We start from the raw sequence: 17,268 nt of genomic DNA, 5'->3' as shown, positions 1-17,268 counted from the left end.
AAAATATTGGCAGAAAAAGTATTGGAACCATCTAAAAGAAGAACGGAGTTAGATCAAGCGCAAGTCAAAAGTTATTTGCAAAAAACAGGTAATATTTTATGGATGATTGTGAGATATGTCTTGATTTTTGGAATTTGCTTTATCATTCTACATCCTCTGTTCACGAAATTTATGGTCTCTTTAATGTCTGAGGCAGATTTATATGATGCAACAGTGCAATATATACCTAGAGAAATTGGCTTTCATAATTATCTCATTGCATTCGAAGAAATGGATTATGTCGCAACTTTCTTTCGAACATTGTTGTTATCAACTATGGTCAGTCTGTTGCAACTAATTTCTTGTACCTTAGTTGGTTATGGTTTTGCAAGATTCAATTTTCCTTTAAAAAACATTATATTTCTACTTGTAATTTTATGTTTACTAGTTCCTCCACAAGTTATTATGTTGCCTTTGTTTCTACAGTTTCGTTTCTTTGATGTCTTCGGAATCTATGAAGCTTTGACAGGAAACCCAGGTGTTAATTTAATGGATACATTCTGGCCATTTGTGCTGAGCTCGTTACTAACTCAAGGATATAAAAACGGTCTCTATATTTTCCTAATGCGACAATATTTTAGAAATATGCCAAAAGAATTAGAAGAAGCAGCCTATATCGATGGGTGTGGACCATTTAAAACTTTTTATCGTATTATGGTGCCGAGCGCTGTTCCAATGTTAGTAACAGTTTTCCTGTTTGGCTTTGTTTGGCAATGGACAGATAGTTTTTACAGTGGATTATATTTGAATAATTTTAGAGTAATGTCAAATGCTTTAAGTTCGTTAGCTTCAAGTCTGATATCTAGCGAAATGACTTATGTCAGTCCTGCATTAGCATCTATGATGAATAATACAGGTACGATTTTAGTTATTTTACCACTTATTGTTGTTTATCTATTTGCTCAAAAGTACTTTGTAGAGAGTATCGAACGTTCTGGTATCGTTGGGTAATTGAATATACTAAAATAAGCTTTTTTGAAAAAATATTAATAGTAAAAGGTAAATAAAAAAGAATCTTTATCAAAACAGCTTATTTTAATAATTATATTGGAGGTGCATGAAAAAGTCTAAACTGTTGCCGTTGCATAGACATTTAATAAATGGAGGAAGAAAAATGAAAAAAATTTTTAACTGGTTAAAAGTTTTTTCTTTAGCAATGTTGTTATTAACGGTGTTCGATTTAGGAAATATGATATCTGTAGTAGAAGCAACAGAAAATGATACTGAGGATGAAGCTGCACAAGTAGAAGAACTCCCTGATTATGACTTTGGAGGATTAACATTAAAAATTGGTGCACCATGGGACAGAACAATTGATCCTAATGCGAGTGAAAGAAATGAATTATTATACGAACGTGTTCAAATGCTGGAAGAAAAATGGAATTTCAAACTAGAAGCAGTTGAACTAGGTTGGGATAATTATATCGAACAGTATATTACATCGACTTTAGCTGGAGATCCTGTAGCAGATATTGTCTATATCCTGTCACCACAACTATTCCCAAGTTTGATTTCTAATGGGATTATTTATCCAGTCAGTGACTTGGATGTCATTGATTACGATGATATTTATTGGAGTGATATTGCTAAAGATGCCAGTGAATATCAAGGGAAATATTATTCGGTAACACCAAATGGTGCGGATAATAATCGAGGCGGTATTTTTTGGAACAAAACATTATTTGATGAACTGGGATTACCAAATCTATATGAACTTTACGAAAATGGTGAGTGGACTTGGGAAAAAATGATGGAAATTGCAGACCAAGCATCTTCTGATACCGATAATGATGGAGAAATTGATACATTTGGTTTTGCTTCGCAAGATAGTGATTTGGCATGGCAGTTGATGTTTAGTAATGGACATTCTCCAATTATTAAAACTTCAACCGGAATCGAAATGGATATAAGTAGTCCAGAAGCAATAGAAGCTTTAGAATTTTATGAAAGCGTATTTATGAATTATAATCATGCTGTTCGTCAATGGCAAGAAGGTGATGAGTGGAACTATCTCTTTACTGAGTTCGCTAATGGAAATATTGCTATGATTTCTGCAGAGTGGTGGGTATCATGGAATTATTTCACTGATGGTCGTATGCAGGATGAATATGGTATGGTACCTTTCCCTACAGGACCTTCACACGATGAACCAGTGTCCGTAGGTAGAGAAGTAACTTTTGATGTGATGCTTGCAACTGTAGATCAACCTGAAGAAAAATTAATTATTTGGGATGCTATTCAAAACATCGGAACTGATGAAGATTGGGAAAGATGGATTGAAACAGGTATTCAAGGAAATGCTCGAGATAGAGAGACTGTTGAAGTTGTAAAACTATTAAATGAGCATGCTGTGGTTAATTTAATTCTTGGTTTTGGTGACATAAATTCTGCAATGAATGGGTTCTTCCAAGAATTAGCATCTGGAGAAACTTCTGTTCAAAGTGGTTTAGAAGCAATAGATGAACAAGTACAAATTTTAATTGAAGAATTTTCAACTGAAGGTATTGAATTAGACATTGAAGAAGAGTAACCATATCTAGGAGGATTAAAATGAAAAAAGCACTTAAATGGGTAGGTATATCAGCGTTGGTAACATCCTTCTTATTACCTACAGGGATGCAAAAAGTTTATGCTACAGATGATCAGACTGATAGTCAAGAAGTTGTTGAGGAAGATTTACCTGATTATGATTTTGGAGGCTTAACATTAAAAGTGGGGGCGCCTTATGATCGTACTATAGATCCAAACTCAAGCGAAAAAAATGAGCGATTAGCAGAAAGAATAGCATTTCTAGAAGAAGAATGGAATTTTAATTATGAAGTAGTTGAAATTGGCTGGGATGATTATATTGGATCTTATGTAAGATCTACATTAGCTGGTGAGCCAGTAGCCGATATAGTTTACATGTTATCACCACAATTTTATCCAAGTTTGGTTTCGAACGGTATTGTATACCCTGTGAGCCAACATGATATTATTGATTATAGTGAAGCAAAATGGAGTCAAGCATCTTATTTAGCCAGCGAATACCAAGGAGAATATTATTCTCTAACGCCAAATGGTGAATCTATTCGAGACGCAATTTTTTGGAATAAAACACTATTTGATGAACTAGGATTGCCTAATCTATATGAGCTGCATGAAAATGGCGAATGGACTTGGGATAAAATGGTTGAAATTGCAGACCAAGCAACCAGAGATCTTGATAACGATGGTACTACTGATATCTTTGGATTTGCAGGCGAAGATCTTGCATGGAAAGCAATCTATTCTAATGGGTATGAATCCATTATCAAAACGGAAGATGGAATAGATATTGATATGTCAGATGAGAAAGTGGAGGAGGCGTTAGAGTTCTACCAAAACTTTACTTCTAATTATCAACATACCATCAGAGGAATTAACTGGGATGAAGGAGAACCGTGGAACGTTAACTACACTGAATTTGCAAATGGAAATATTGCAATGATATCTGCTGAATGGTGGGTAACATATAATTATTGGACAGATGGACGTATGCAAGGAGAATATGGTATGGTTCCATTCCCTAGTGGACCATCAAATGATGTGCCTATTTCTTACGGCTATGAATCAGTCTACGATGTAATGCTTGCTACAGTAGACCAACCAGAAGAAAAATTAATAATTTGGGACGCAATTCATGATATAGGAACAGATGAAGATTGGGAAAGATGGATTCGTTCAGATATTCAATCGAACGCGATGGATCGTGAAACAGTTGAGTATGCAATGTTATTAAATGAAAATGTACGAATTAACTTAGTCCGTGGGTTCAATGATCTTAATGATACTTTCAATAGTTTCTTTGGACAATTGACTTCAGGAGAATTAACAGTACAAAGTGGATTAGAGTCGATAGAAGAGCAAATCCAAGCAGCACTTGATGATTTTGCAAAAGATGGTATAGAGTTAGAAGTAAGTGAAGAAGCTCCTGAAGATGATGGAGACGAAGCTGACGAAGCAGATGATGCTTCAGAAGAATAAGAATAACTAATACAAAATAATTAATCATATGAGGAGCTGAAAGATAAAACTTTGAGCTCCTTCTAATAAATGAAGGAGTAATTATGAATAAAATTATTAGTTCAGGGAATCTATGGCTCGATCAAAATAACAACCATATTAGTGCTCATGGTGGAGGTATCTTATACTACGATAAGGTATTTTATTGGTATGGGGAAGATAATACACAAGGTTACCTTAATTCAGTCGGCATTAGTTGTTATTCTTCGACAGATTTATATAATTGGAAGCATGAAGGAACTGTATTGAAGCAAGAACAAATGCCCCAAGAATTGCAGGCAAAAAATATGGGGAGAGTCGAACGTCCAAAAGTTATTTACAATGAAAAAACTAAAAAATTTGTGATGTGGATGCATGTTGAACAAAAAGGATATGCTTTATCGAGCGCAGGAGTTGCCATAAGTGATTCGCCGGTAGGTCCATTTGAATTTCTATTTTATGACCGTCCTGTATTGTTTGAACCAAAAGAAGGGTTCGATCAACATACTAATGAAAAAGAACTAGGGAATTCATTTCGAGATATGACATTGTTCGTTGATGATATTGATAGTGATGGAAATGGGTCTTTGGATGCTTATGTTCTATATTCTTCCGAAGGCAATTGGACAATGTATATTGCTCGTTTAAATAGTGATTATACATGGATTGATTTACCGAAAACATCAAATAGAATACGACCACAATACACAATAGATGACTTAGGAGATAAATGGTCTAGACAATTTATTAGAGAAATGCGTGAAGCGCCAACACCTTTTAAATATAAAAATCAATATTATTTAATGACATCTGCATGTACAGGATGGAAACCGAATTTAGCAGAATATGCTGTAGCCAACCACCCACTTGGTCAATTTGAAACAGTAGGTAATCCTTGTGTGGATGATACAAAAGAAACAACATTTGATTCACAGAGTACATTCGTATTACCTATTGATCCTAATAACGGTCAATATATATATATGGGTGATCGTTGGGAACCGGATGATTTAGGGAAATCAACGTATGTATGGTTACCACTGACTGTAGACAATTCAGGTGAAGTATTTATAGAATGGCAAGATGAATGGTCATATGAAAATTATTGGATAAATTAAGTTTTAGTCACAAAGAGGAGGAGTTATTAATGCCAAATCAAAACAAAGATTATACTGAAAGTAAGCTATATCTAATATCCTATTATCTATACAGCGTCATATTAACTAGTTTTTATTTTATTTTGACGAATGTATTGTTTGTAATAACTGTTTTTTTGGCATTAATTTCTTTTCAAGAAAGGTTCTTTACTGTACCGGTAATTCTAACTGCAATTATTATTTCACTTATCCCTATGGGACCTGCTTGGGCTGCAACACTTTTTTCAATGAAGTATATATTAGAGAATCAGTTTTACTCGCTCACTAAAAATTATTTTAAAGCATATAATAAATATTTCAAAAAATCTTTATTGATTTGGCTATCAATTCTATCAATATTGATCTTATCATTCATAAACTATTGGGTCATTTTATCTACTGAAACACTAAATGTTTTAATTTTTCCTTTATTTGCTATAATTTTGATAACAGTTTCTGTAGGGCTATATGTATTTCCGCTTCTAATTGATTATTCGTTAACAAAAATACAACTCTTGAAACTAGCGCTTTATTTTTCTTTTAAAAAAGTATTTTTGACGGCCTTTTTTCTACTTTTTTTAATTGGAATGGTAATACTATTTGTTTATCTTCCTCTTGCGGTAGTTATCATTGGTCCAGGAGGATTTGCTTTATGCTTACAATATTTTTGTAGAAAAGTATTCAAGAAAGTGCATGCGGAAGAAGAGCAGATGTAGTTTCAGATAAAAATACTTAGTGAGTTGTTAAATAATAATCCATTATAGTTTAAAGACTATAAAGTGAAGACGATAGAGAAGGTATAGTATGGATAAAAAAGAAATAACTATTTATGATATTGCAAAAAAAGCAGAGGTATCGACTGCTACTGTATCACGTGTTATAGCAGGGAATTATCCAGTGAGTAAAAAGACACGGGAAAAAGTTTTAAAAGTGATTGAGCTGTATGATTTTCATCCAAATGCTCTTGCTAGAAGTTTAAGTAGTAATAAAGCAAATGTAATAGGATTTATCACACCCGATATAAGAAATCCTTTTTTTTCTCAAATTTTTCTTGAAGTTGAAAGGCATGCGCATAAAGTTGGGTATTCGGTAATGTTATGTAATTCTGAAAATAATAGAGATTTAGAGTCTAAATATATTCGTATGTTGTTGGAACAGAGAACAGAAGCCATTGTGCTTTTAGGAGGTCTAATCAACGACGTTAATCCTGAAAGTGATAGGGTCAGTGAGCTCAATCAGATAGCCAAGAAAACTAAACTAGTCATGATTAATGGGAAAATTAAAGGAATCGATTGTTTTAGTATTCAAACGGATGAAGGAAAAGGGATTGAATTAGTCCTAGATCACTTGATTGAACAAGGACATACTAAATTTGGTCTGATAGGTGGCTTTAAAAGTATTACGACTACCGCAGCGAAATTATATGCTTTTAAATCAACCTTAGAAAAAAGAGGTTTGCTATTTAATCCTAACTGGGTCATATCTAGTCATTTTGATATTGAGTCAGGACAAGAAGCGCTAAAGAAACTAGTAAAAAATAATGAAGACTTGCCAACAGCTTTAATTGGAATCAATGATATGGTTGCGATAGGTATGTTAAAGGAAAATTTTAAAACAAATTTACCACCATTCACAATAGTTGGTTATGACAATACTCAGTTATCGATTGCTTCAAATCCTGAGTTAACAACTGTAGGTCACCCTTATGAAGAGATTGGAGAAAAAGTTATTGACGTAATTGTAGGAAATGAAATAGTTTCTACAGATGAAATTATACTGGAACCAAAGTTAATTATTAGAGAATCTACTCTTCACAAAGTTGATTTAAAAGATTAATAAATCTCACTCTCTTTATGGGGAGGGGTGACATTCATTCGATGAAAAAAACTAGGAAATAAAAATAGTAATTAATCTGAAATGGATAAAACTAATTGTAAACTCTTCATTGTTTGTATATCAACGATTAATACTTTTTTCAGCAGGAGATATTTATTTGTATAGTTATGCCACAAGGATTTTCTTATCTCTACAATTCCCCATCATACTTAGCTATAACTTACCCAATAACTACAACTTATCAAAATACTTCATCATAAATATGATAATATAGATAGTAACGAATAAGGAGGGGATCCTATGGCAGGACATTCCAAATGGAATAATATAAAACAGAGAAAAGGTAAAGAAGATGCCAAACGAGGAAAGATATTTGCGAAACTAGGTCGCTATATTATGGTGGCGGCAAGAGATGGGGGCGGTGATCCAGAATTTAACCCAGCCCTAAGAGCTGCAGTTGAAAAGGCGAAAGCTGCGAATATGCCTAACGATAATATTGATCGTGCCATTAAAAAAGGTACAGGTGACTTAGAAGGCGATAGCTTTGAAGAAATAACTTATGAAGGGTACGGACCTGCTGGAGTAGCTGTTTTTGCTCAATGCTTAACGGATAACAGAAACAGAACAGGATCAGAAATACGTTTTGCATTTGATAGAGGTGGCGGAAATCTAGGGCAACCTGGTTCAGTTTCTTTTATGTTTGATCGAAAAGGGATCATAGCTATTGAAAAAGATGATAACATCGATGAGGAAGAGCTAATGCTGCTTGCTATTGAATTGGGAGCAGAAGATTTTACAGCTGAAGAAGAAGGCTATGAGATTTTGACAGAGCCAACGGATTTTAATCAAGTTCGAGATGGTTTAGCTGATGAAGGTTATGAATTCGCAATGGCAGAAGTCATCTTTATCCCAAAAACAACCGTTGAATTAACCAACGAAGATGATATCAAAAATATGGAACGATTAATTGAATTGCTTGAAGACAACGATGATGTTCAGGAAGTATTTCATAATTGGGAAATGGCAGAAACTGAGTAGGAAATCAAAATTATTATGTAAATATAACCGTCAAAAACATTGTTATTAAAATGTTTATGACGGTTTTTATATTGTGATGAAGATTAAATAATAGAATACGACATTAAAGATAAACTAACAGCCTAATTTTTACAAAGTGTCTAATGTGACATTCGGATTAGACCATTTCTGGTTTCATATTCGTCAGGTCAAGCCGATTAGACAAATCTCGACATCATATCCGTCAGATAGTCCCCCGATTAGACGAATCTCTGCATCATATCCGTCAGATCAAACCCCGATTAGACGAATCTCTGCATCATATCCGTCAGATCAAACCCTGATTAGACGAATCTCTGCATCATATCCGTCAGATAGTCCCTCGATTAGACGAAACTCAGCATCATATCCGTCAGATAGTCCTTCGATTAGACGAAACTCAGCACCATATCCGTCAGGTCAATCCCCGATTAGACGGATCTCGACATCATATCTGTCAGATCAATCTCCGATTAGACGAAACTCAGCATCATATCCGTCAGATCAATCCCCGATTAGACGAAACTCAGCATCATATCCGTCAGATTGCTCTTCGATCAGACGAATCTTGGCATCATATCCGTCAGATAGTCCCTCGATTAGACGAATCTTGGCATCATATCCGTCAGATAGTCCCTCGATTAGACGAATCTCGACATCATATCTGTCAGATCAATCCCCGATTAGACGAAACTCAGCACCATATCCGTCAGATCAAGAAAATACCTAATTTTTTATCCGCTCCGCCTCGTAATCTCCAGAATCATCCGACATGGATTTCCAGCTGCTAACACATTCGTAGGAATATCTTTCATCACCACACTCCCGGCGCCGATAACCGTATTCTCACCAATGGTTACACCGCCAACAGCGGTCACTCATCCAACAAGTCACACATTATCCTCAATCGAAATTGGTAGTGCTTGAACCAAACCTTGATACGTTCCTCAGCATCAAAGGCATGGTTCGGCGTATATAAACTCACATTTAGCCCCAACAAAACATTATCACCAATTGTAATCGTAGCACAATCCAGTAAAGTACAATTCGTATTGGAATAAAAATTATCGCCAATGATTAAATTCGAACCATAGACCCAAATAAATGGTGACTCAATCCATGGATTTATGCCCAACGATGGAATCAACTTCTCAAAAAACATAACTAAATTAAAGCAATATATTATATGCAAAAAACAAATTATGCTATACTAAAACTAACATTAAAAGGAGGATATTTATTATGACAAGTGAACATTTAATTGATCCAAGAACAATGTACTACTCTGGAAAATTTCCAAAACAAGAGGAAATGCATCCTCAAGTTGAAAAAGTGATGGATCCTAAACCGGATTGTGGTGAAACTTCCTATAAAGGAAATAACAAATTAGAAGGACGCAACGCTTTTATTACGGGTGGCGATTCTGGGATTGGACGTGCAGTGGCGATTGCTTTTGCACGTGAAGGGGCCAATGTTGCAATCCAATATTTACCAGGTGAAGAAGCCGATGCAGAAGATGTGAAAAAACTCATTGAAGCAGAAGGTCGTAAAGCCCATATTATTTCAGCCGACTTCCGTGAAGAAGGAGCTGCAAAAAAAGCGTTTGACGAAGTTCTTGAAGCATTCGGGACCGTTGATGCACTAATACTTAACTCAGCCCAACAATTTGCCCGCGACGGTATGGATAAGTTAACTATGGAACAAGTTAAAGATACATTTGACGTTAAAGTCTTTAGTATGTTTGAAATTGTTAAAGCTGCCGAAGACCACTTAGCTCCAGGAAGCACGATTGTGACGACAACGTCAACACAATCTTTTGAACCAAGTCCAGCTTTAATGGATTATGCCTCTGCTAACGGTGCCGTTTCAAACTTAACCGTCAACTTAGCCAGATATTTTGCAGAAAAAGGAGTGCGCGTTAACGGAGTAGCCCCTGGTCCAATTTGGACGGCACTTCAATTGGATGAAGGCCAAGCAGACTCATATGCGGACTTTGGCCAAGATACCTTACTAGGTCGTGCAGGCCAACCGGTTGAACTTGCACCACTTTATGTTTTCCTCAGCTCCAATGACTCAAGTTTTATTACCTCTGAAATCATCGCCATTACAGGCGGAAAATCTTTAACCCTTTAATAAATACCACTGTTAAAATAAGCCTAAGCCCTCGTAATTAAAAGGGATTAGGCTTATTTTGGAGTTATTTATTCATCTGGTTAAGGTATTAACAACGATGGTTGGTTTTTTGAAGATTTCAGGAAGTGGAACATTTGAAATGATTAAATCAAATTCACTTTCGTCTATTTTTGAAAAATCCATTGATGAACCAGCATAGACATTAAATTGTATGTCTTTTACAAGTGACTCTTCAAGATATTCCTTGACCATCTTGGCATGATAGACATCTAAATCACTTAGAATTAAGAGCTTTAGATTGTTGATGGGTTTTAGTAAGGTTTAAATGAAGATTTACCCAATGATACTCGTGTAATTAAGATATAAATCGTAGATGTCTGAAACCATTGTAAGAAAATCGTTAAGTAAGGTTCACTCAAAATGTGATGGGTAGGGTAATTCATCCAGATGTCGTTCTGCAGTAAATTGGATCAGGAAAAAACGAATACCCATTTCATCTCCAGTAAATGAAAATGGCGTACTATCAATGGAAATAGTATAATTCGCTTTTAAAGCCCTTTTAATATTTGGTAACATTCAGTAAATGGTTGAACGACTGATATTTAATTTTTCAATGACTTCAGCCATCGTCAGCGGCCCAGCAAAGAACAGGGCTCCAATAAATCTAAAACTATCAGAGATTGAAAGAATACATATATAAATCGTTTGAATATTTTGGTTCGGTTTGTAGTGGAGGTTGGCTCAAGACAAAGTAAAGCAAACATTAGGCTTTGAAGATATCAAATTGTTCATGCAACTGCTAAGTAGATTAAATCAAATATAAGAAGAAGAAAAGTTATGCCACAAGATAATCGTTATCAAAAAGGGATTGTGAAATTAATGGAGTACATGGCAGATAATAATGCTGCAACATCTACTCATGCTAATATCGAAGAAAACTTAAAGGATATTGCCCCAGATGTGAGCCGTTTTATGATTGAATTTAGTTATGCAGATATTTATTCAGCTTATATCTTATATTGGTTTTCCAAAAGTTCTAAATGCGATTGAAGTAGCTAAAAAGGTTTTTAGTGAACGTGGTATAAGTGTTGATTTAGACCAAAGCAATCAATAAAATAAACCTTTCAGTCAGACTATTTCATCTGATTGAAAGGTTTTTGTTTTAAGGAGAATTAGTTTGCCATATCTTCGAGATCTTTTTCGATTTCTTTAATGCCATCGTAATCACCGATGCTTTCTAATTCTTCGATTAATTCATCTACTTCGATAACAAATGTTTGACCATTGTCTTCTTCGATGATAATTTCTTCTTTGTTTGAATTTGTTTTGATCTTTTCGTCCATCGTTGTACCTCTTTATTATATGATATAAATTAAATATATCATTTTAAAATCATTCTTAATAGAGCAAAGTGCTATGCTTTTATATAATAATTAATTAAAAATTTCTTAAATAAATTAAATGAAATTTAAATGAGTATAGACGATAGTTATTTTACTATAATCTAATCATAAAGCCTGTTTTTAACTGTGTGATTGCAAAGTTAAGATCATTTCAATGGCTTGTAAGACGTTATTTTGAGGAGCCAAGACAACATTAGCGGCGTTTTTTGTTTCTTCAAAAGCGTGATTCATAACAAAACTATAGTCTGCTTCGTTCATCAATTCAACATCATTCATGCCATCACCAAAAACCATTGTTTCGGCTTTATTGACTTCCAGTATTTTTTGCAGTTCTTGGACTGTTGTTCCTTTATGAATACCTTTGTTGGTGATATCAATCCAAGCTGCTTCAGAGGCTACCATATAAGTTTTCTCATTAAAGGCAGTTAATTTTTTGACAGTTTCAAAACAACCTAAGTTTGAATCATAGACGGTAATTTTAACATAATCTTCTTCTATTTCTTGAAAGTCATCCAGTGTTTTTACGACTGCATACGATCCACGAACTTTTTTCGCATTTACTTCGTTCACATCAGACCGGATAAAGGCTGCTGTGGGTGTACAAGCTATGATCACATGATCAGTTGCTATATTTTCTAAAGCCTGGATGATATCTTTACCCGTTTGCTTGTCCAATAGCGATTGGTAAACATATGATCCATTGTATTTAATTCGGGTGGCACTGTCACCTAAAATTCAAAGGTCTTTAGAAAGTTCTTCGCCAAATAATTCTTCTACACGCTCACATTGTTTGCCTGTGCAAACCGCAAAGATTATCTTTTGTGTATCCATCAATTGTTTAAGCTTCTTGTAATGGTCGCGGTCAAAATCACTGCTAACATTTTAAAAAGTCCCATCCAAATCTGAAATAACTAATTTTATCATCGAATCATCGCCTTTATTTTGTCATTTACACTATAAATTAGTTATAGCATATTTACCGATATTAATAAACTTCCTTAATTAAACACCTTTCAATTAATCTAATTTACTTTTTTAACTATCTATACTATATTTAAGTTACATTTAAACACTTATTAAGAGAGGTGAATCGCATGACGCAACAGACCAATATTATCCGCCAACAAAATTTAAATCATTTGCAACAATTTATGTTTACTAAAGACAGTGCATTAAAAGCAGAGATGGCTCAAGAAACAGCCTTAAGTGTGGTGACGATTAATTCCCTGGTCAAGCAACTTCTAGAAGCAAATGTTTTATTAGAAGGCGAAGCCGTTCAACAAACATTGGGGCGACCAGCTATTAAATACCACTTTAACTACGATTTGCAACATGATCTCTTAATTAGTATCCAAGAAGAGAAAAAACAAAACAAGCGTCAGCTAGTGATACATGCCCAAATTCTTAATTTAGAAGCTGAAGTTATATACCAAGAACAACGTGAGTTTTCTGAAGTAACTTTAGATTATTTTATACCTATTATCCAACAATATTTACAAAAAAGTGATAAAATCGCTAGTATCGCTCTTTCGATTCCAGGAAAAGTGTATGAGGGTAAGGTGGTTTCAAGTTGGGAAGATTTATTTGATGGATGGGATTTTGAGCTAGCTTTAGCTGAAATGACAGATGTCCCCGTAAGAATTCAAAACGATGCCCATCTTGTTACCATTGGTTACAGTTTGACAAACGATATTAGTTTAGAAGATACGATTGTTGGTATTTTTCATCCTGAAAATAGCATGCCGGGTATTAGTATTTTTTCAAATGGTCAATTAGTCCAAGGAAGGCAAAATTTAGCAGGGGAAGCAAAATATTTACCTCATTTATTACAAAATTCGCCACCTAATAATCCCGATGAAACCATTGAAAACTTATTAATGATTTTAGCAATTTATAATGCTGTGATTGCTCCCGATGCCTTTATTATCAGCACCCCCCAAGTCCAACTCACTCAAGATCAAATCACACAATCCACCTTACAACTTCAAATAAATACGCCAGATATTTATTTTGTTGATGATTTTCAAGAGTCAATGACGGCTGGCTTGCATTGGTTGGCAATCGAAGATGAGTCGTGGAAAATATAAAATCCAAATTTTTAAGAGGCTCCTTAAAAATTTGGATTTTTTACAAGTTATTTATTCAAATTCAATTAGTAAATCATTACCTTTAATTTGTTCGCCTTCGCCAACGTAAAGGCGTTTGATGACACCGTCTTGAGGTGCTTGCACACTGGCTTCCATTTTCATCGCTTCTGTTATTAATAAGACCTGATTTTGCGTCACTTGAGCCCCAACTTCAACCATCATTTTAACAACTGTTCCTGGCATGGATGCGCCAATATGTTTTGGATTTCCTTTTTCGGCTTTTTTACGAACCATTGTTGAACCTTCAACTTTTCGATCTTGGATTTCGACTTCATAAGGGAGTCCATTTAAATCAAAGTAGACTGTTCTTAAACCATTATCACGTAGTGGTCCGATACTCGTGAGTTCAATTAAGAGCGATTTCCCTGCTTCTAATTCAACGATAACTGCTTCGTTGAGTGATAAGCCATAGAAAAATGTTGCTGAATCTAAAACTTGAATATTATGGAAATCTTCAAAGAAACGCAAATAGTCTTGATATACTTTAGGGTATAAGGCATAACTCAATAAAGATTGGGTCGTTATTTCACGTTCTGGCATGAAATCATTTAAGCTTTGACGGGCAGCCTCAAAATCGTATGGTTCGATATATTTACCTGGACGATCTGTAATAAAATCGCGGCCTTTTAAAACTACTTTTTGTAATGCTTTATTCATGCCGCCTGCCGGTTGACCAATGTGCCCTTGAAAGAAGGAAACAACGGAATCGGGAAAGTCCAAGTTTAGGCTTTCATCTAAAATCGAAACTTCATCAAGACTGTTTTGAACCATAAAGAGTGCCAAGTCACCGACTACTTTTGATGAAGGTGTCACTTTCACAATATCACCTAGCAGACGATTCACTAACTTATAAGCATCCATCACTTCGCTAAAGCGTGAGCCTAAACCTAATGAATTAGCTTGAGCACGTAAATTACTATACTGGCCACCAGGAATTTCATATTCATACACTTGTGTAAAGGTTGTTTTCAAATCAGATTCAAATGGTGCATAGTATTGGCGCGTCGTTTTCCAATACTCAGCCATTTGATCATTGGCATGAAGATTAACCAATACATTTCGATCTTTGCCTTGGCGACTGTAGTATAAGGCGTTCGCATCAGGTTGTGAATTTTGCCCTGCCAAAGCAGCATTGGCTGTATCAACTACATCAACACCCGCATCAATGGCACGCGAATACATACTTAAAGCATTACTACTTGTATCGTGAGTATGTAAATGAATCGGTATATCAATTTCTTCCTTCAACGTTTTAACTAAGAGATAGGCCGCCTCGGGTTTTAAAATCCCCGCCATATCCTTAATCCCCAAGAAATGAACTCCTAAAGCCTGAATTTCTTTAGCCAACTCCACATAATAATCCAAAGTAAATATCACTGATTGTGCTGGATTTAAAATGTCACCGGTATAGCAAATAGTACCCTCGACAATTTTACCAGTTCCCAATGCAGATTCTATCGGTAATTTCATGGTTTCTAGCCAATTTAAGGAATCAAAAATACGAAAAATATCAATCCCACTTTTAGCGGTTGTTTGAATAAATTCTTCAATAACATTATCCGCATAGTTTTTGTAGCCAACAGCATTGGAAGCTCTTAATAACATTTGGAAGGGGATATCAGGAATTAATTGACGTAATGTCTCGAGCCTATGCCAAGGACTTTCACGTAAAAAATTATAGGCCACATCAAATGTCGCTCCACCCCACATTTCAAGCGAAAAATAATCTCGCATCGTATGATTCATATAAGGTGCAATGCGCACCATATCATCTGTTCGTAAACGCGTCGTCAATAATGACTGATGTGCATCACGTAAAGTCGTATCGGTTAATAAAGTATGGTCACTATTTAAAACAGCCTCTGCTACAGCTTTAGGGCCTGACTTATCTAAAATATGTTTAAAAGTAGGTCTTTCCACTGTTTGAGCTAGCGTCTTACGGCTGGCTCTTGGGGTGAATCGTTGGTCAAAAGTAGGTTTTTCGGCAACATCAATCCCTGGAAAGTTGTTGATTGTTACGTCAGCAATATAACGCAATAACTTCATGCCACGGTTTCTAGGTGGAACAAAATCAAAAAGTTCAGGGGTATCTTGAATAAAAGTTGTATCGTAGTCGCCCACATAAAATTTTGGATGATCAATGATATTTTTTAAGAAAGAAATATTCGTTGTCACACCTACAACACGTATTTCATCTAAAGCCCGTTTCATTTTAGAAATTGTTTCATCAATCGTTGACCCATGCGAAGTGATTTTTACGAGCAATGAATCATAGTAAGGGGAAATAACCGAACCACGGAAAGCATCGCCTGCATCTAAACGTAAACCAGGTCCACCGGGAGATTGGTAACCACTAATTTTGCCAGAATCAGGTGCAAAGTTATTTAAAGGATCTTCAGTTGTAATCCGGGACTGAATCGCAAAGCCTCTCACCTTAATATCTTCTTGTGCTGGCAATTGAATAGCATCACCAAATAAAGATTCACCATCTGCAACTAAAATTTGCTTTTTAACAATATCAATTCCTGTTATCGCTTCAGTAATCGTATGCTCAACCTGTATACGAGGATTGACTTCAATAAAATAGAAATCTTCAGCAGAAACTAAAAATTCAACCGTCCCTGCATTAACATATTGAACATCTTCCATTAACTGTAGAGCCGCTTGATGGAGACGATTTCTAAGTGATGGGCTTAAGCTATAAGCAGGAGCTACTTCTACTACTTTTTGATGACGACGTTGCACGGAACAGTCACGCTCATGTAAGTGGACGATATTTCCATAATGGTCGCCTAAAATTTGAACTTCAATATGTTTTGGATGGTCAATATATTTTTCGAGATATAAAAGATCATTTCCAAAAGAATTCATCGCTTCCGATTTTGTGCGATCATAAGCTTCCTGAACTTGGCTATCATCATGAACAATCCGCATCCCTTTACCGCCCCCACCACTGACAGCTTTTACAATAATAGGATAACCATGTTCGCGGCCAAATGCATAAACATCCTCGACTGAATCGATCTTACCATCACTTCCAGGTATAACTTTTAAGCCGGCACTAATCGCTGTTTCGCGAGCACGTGTTTTATTACCAAACATTTCCAAATGCTTTAGTTCGGGACCAATGAAAATAATACCTTCTTCGGCACAGCGCTGCGCAAACTGTTCATTTTCACTTAAAAACCCGTATCCTGGATGAATCGCGTCCACATTTTTAGCCTTAGCTAAAGCAATAATTTCCTCGATATCTAAATAGGCTTGTGTTGGACTCTTATCATCCCCAACCAAGTAAGATTCATTCGCCTTTTGGCGATGCAAAGTCCCAACATCCTCTTTTGAAAAAATGCCGACAGTTTGAATTCCTAATTCATGGCAAGCTCGCATAATTCGAATCGCAATTTCACCACGGTTAGCGACTAAGACCTTTTTAATTTTACGCATAATATCAACTCCAGTTTTAATCTGTCTACCCAATGATTAATCCTATTATAT

General features: G+C 35.5%; 16 protein-coding genes and 1 pseudogene. 10 read left to right on the top strand and 7 right to left on the bottom strand.

Annotation, left to right across the window (positions count from 1 at the left end):
- The first annotated feature begins 6 nt into the window (after positions 1–6).
- The 7 genes from ACTQ54_RS09860 (at position 7) to ACTQ54_RS09830 (ending at position 8,072) form a co-directional block, all read left to right on the top strand.
- Complete coding sequence (locus ACTQ54_RS09860) at positions 7–990, top strand: carbohydrate ABC transporter permease (RefSeq protein ID WP_441756418.1); 984 nt, start codon at positions 7–9, stop codon at positions 988–990.
- A 163-nt stretch (positions 991–1,153) separates the two neighbouring features.
- Positions 1,154–2,569, top strand: a complete 1,416-nt coding sequence (locus ACTQ54_RS09855; RefSeq protein ID WP_441756417.1) for an ABC transporter substrate-binding protein — start codon at positions 1,154–1,156, stop codon at positions 2,567–2,569.
- 20 nt (positions 2,570–2,589) lie between these two features.
- Positions 2,590–4,044 carry an ABC transporter substrate-binding protein gene (locus tag ACTQ54_RS09850; RefSeq protein ID WP_441756415.1) on the top strand — a complete coding sequence of 485 codons (1,455 nt, stop codon included), beginning with the start codon at positions 2,590–2,592 and terminating at the stop codon, positions 4,042–4,044.
- A gap of 83 nt (positions 4,045–4,127) precedes the next feature.
- Complete coding sequence (locus ACTQ54_RS09845) at positions 4,128–5,180, top strand: glycoside hydrolase family 43 protein (RefSeq protein WP_441756413.1); 1,053 nt, start codon at positions 4,128–4,130, stop codon at positions 5,178–5,180.
- A 29-nt stretch (positions 5,181–5,209) separates the two neighbouring features.
- On the top strand, positions 5,210–5,914 hold the full coding sequence (locus ACTQ54_RS09840) for a hypothetical protein (protein WP_441756411.1): 705 nt from the start codon (positions 5,210–5,212) through the stop codon (positions 5,912–5,914).
- Between the two features lie 88 nt (positions 5,915–6,002).
- A complete protein-coding gene (locus ACTQ54_RS09835; protein ID WP_441756409.1) occupies positions 6,003–7,034 on the top strand; it encodes a LacI family DNA-binding transcriptional regulator in 1,032 nt (343 codons plus the stop codon).
- 300 nt (positions 7,035–7,334) lie between these two features.
- A complete protein-coding gene (locus tag ACTQ54_RS09830; protein WP_441756407.1) occupies positions 7,335–8,072 on the top strand; it encodes a YebC/PmpR family DNA-binding transcriptional regulator in 738 nt (245 codons plus the stop codon).
- Between the two features lie 752 nt (positions 8,073–8,824).
- On the opposite strand, the gene ACTQ54_RS09825 is transcribed toward ACTQ54_RS09830, so the two are convergent.
- Positions 8,825–8,968, bottom strand: coding sequence for a hypothetical protein (locus ACTQ54_RS09825; RefSeq protein ID WP_441756405.1), 144 nt, complete (start codon positions 8,966–8,968; stop codon positions 8,825–8,827).
- Positions 8,965–9,225 (bottom strand): hypothetical protein, encoded by a 261-nt coding sequence (locus ACTQ54_RS09820; protein WP_441756403.1) that lies wholly within the window; start codon positions 9,223–9,225, stop codon positions 8,965–8,967. Before ACTQ54_RS09820 ends, ACTQ54_RS09825 begins: the two co-directional genes overlap by 4 nt.
- A 107-nt stretch (positions 9,226–9,332) precedes the next feature.
- Here ACTQ54_RS09820 and ACTQ54_RS09815 point away from each other — a divergent pair, with 107 nt between their 5' ends.
- The gene (locus ACTQ54_RS09815) at positions 9,333–10,223 is read left to right on the top strand and encodes an SDR family oxidoreductase (protein WP_441756401.1); all 891 of its coding nucleotides are present in this window, start codon (positions 9,333–9,335) and stop codon (positions 10,221–10,223) included.
- Positions 10,224–10,295: 72 nt separating this feature from the next.
- On the opposite strand, the gene ACTQ54_RS09810 is transcribed toward ACTQ54_RS09815, so the two are convergent.
- Positions 10,296–10,475, bottom strand: coding sequence for a hypothetical protein (locus ACTQ54_RS09810; protein WP_441756399.1), 180 nt, complete (start codon positions 10,473–10,475; stop codon positions 10,296–10,298).
- 324 nt (positions 10,476–10,799) lie between these two features.
- Positions 10,800–10,934, bottom strand: coding sequence for a helix-turn-helix domain-containing protein (locus ACTQ54_RS09805; RefSeq protein ID WP_441756449.1), 135 nt, complete (start codon positions 10,932–10,934; stop codon positions 10,800–10,802).
- A 126-nt stretch (positions 10,935–11,060) separates the two neighbouring features.
- Here ACTQ54_RS09805 and ACTQ54_RS09800 point away from each other — a divergent pair, with 126 nt between their 5' ends.
- Positions 11,061–11,273, top strand: coding sequence for a hypothetical protein (locus ACTQ54_RS09800; RefSeq protein WP_441756398.1), 213 nt, complete (start codon positions 11,061–11,063; stop codon positions 11,271–11,273).
- Positions 11,274–11,395: 122 nt separating this feature from the next.
- Here the strand turns inward: ACTQ54_RS09800 and ACTQ54_RS09795 are convergent, their stop codons facing one another.
- Entirely contained in the window at positions 11,396–11,566 is a 171-nt protein-coding gene (locus tag ACTQ54_RS09795) for a hypothetical protein (protein WP_441756396.1), read from the bottom strand.
- 180 nt (positions 11,567–11,746) lie between these two features.
- A pseudogene (locus ACTQ54_RS09790) lies at positions 11,747–12,550 on the bottom strand (HAD-IIB family hydrolase).
- Between the two features lie 170 nt (positions 12,551–12,720).
- Here ACTQ54_RS09790 and ACTQ54_RS09785 point away from each other — a divergent pair.
- Positions 12,721–13,713, top strand: a complete 993-nt coding sequence (locus tag ACTQ54_RS09785; RefSeq protein ID WP_441756394.1) for an ROK family protein — start codon at positions 12,721–12,723, stop codon at positions 13,711–13,713.
- Between the two features lie 51 nt (positions 13,714–13,764).
- Here ACTQ54_RS09785 and ACTQ54_RS09780 read toward each other — a convergent pair whose 3' ends face one another.
- Positions 13,765–17,217 carry a pyruvate carboxylase gene (locus ACTQ54_RS09780; RefSeq protein WP_441756392.1) on the bottom strand — a complete coding sequence of 1,151 codons (3,453 nt, stop codon included), beginning with the start codon at positions 17,215–17,217 and terminating at the stop codon, positions 13,765–13,767.
- Positions 17,218–17,268: the final 51 nt, after the last annotated feature.

The sequence above is a fragment of the Fundicoccus sp. Sow4_H7 genome (assembly GCF_052115865.1).
In the GTDB taxonomy this organism is placed as follows: Bacteria; Bacillota; Bacilli; order Lactobacillales; family Aerococcaceae; genus Fundicoccus_A.
This window is presented reverse-complemented; position numbering and strand designations above follow the sequence as displayed.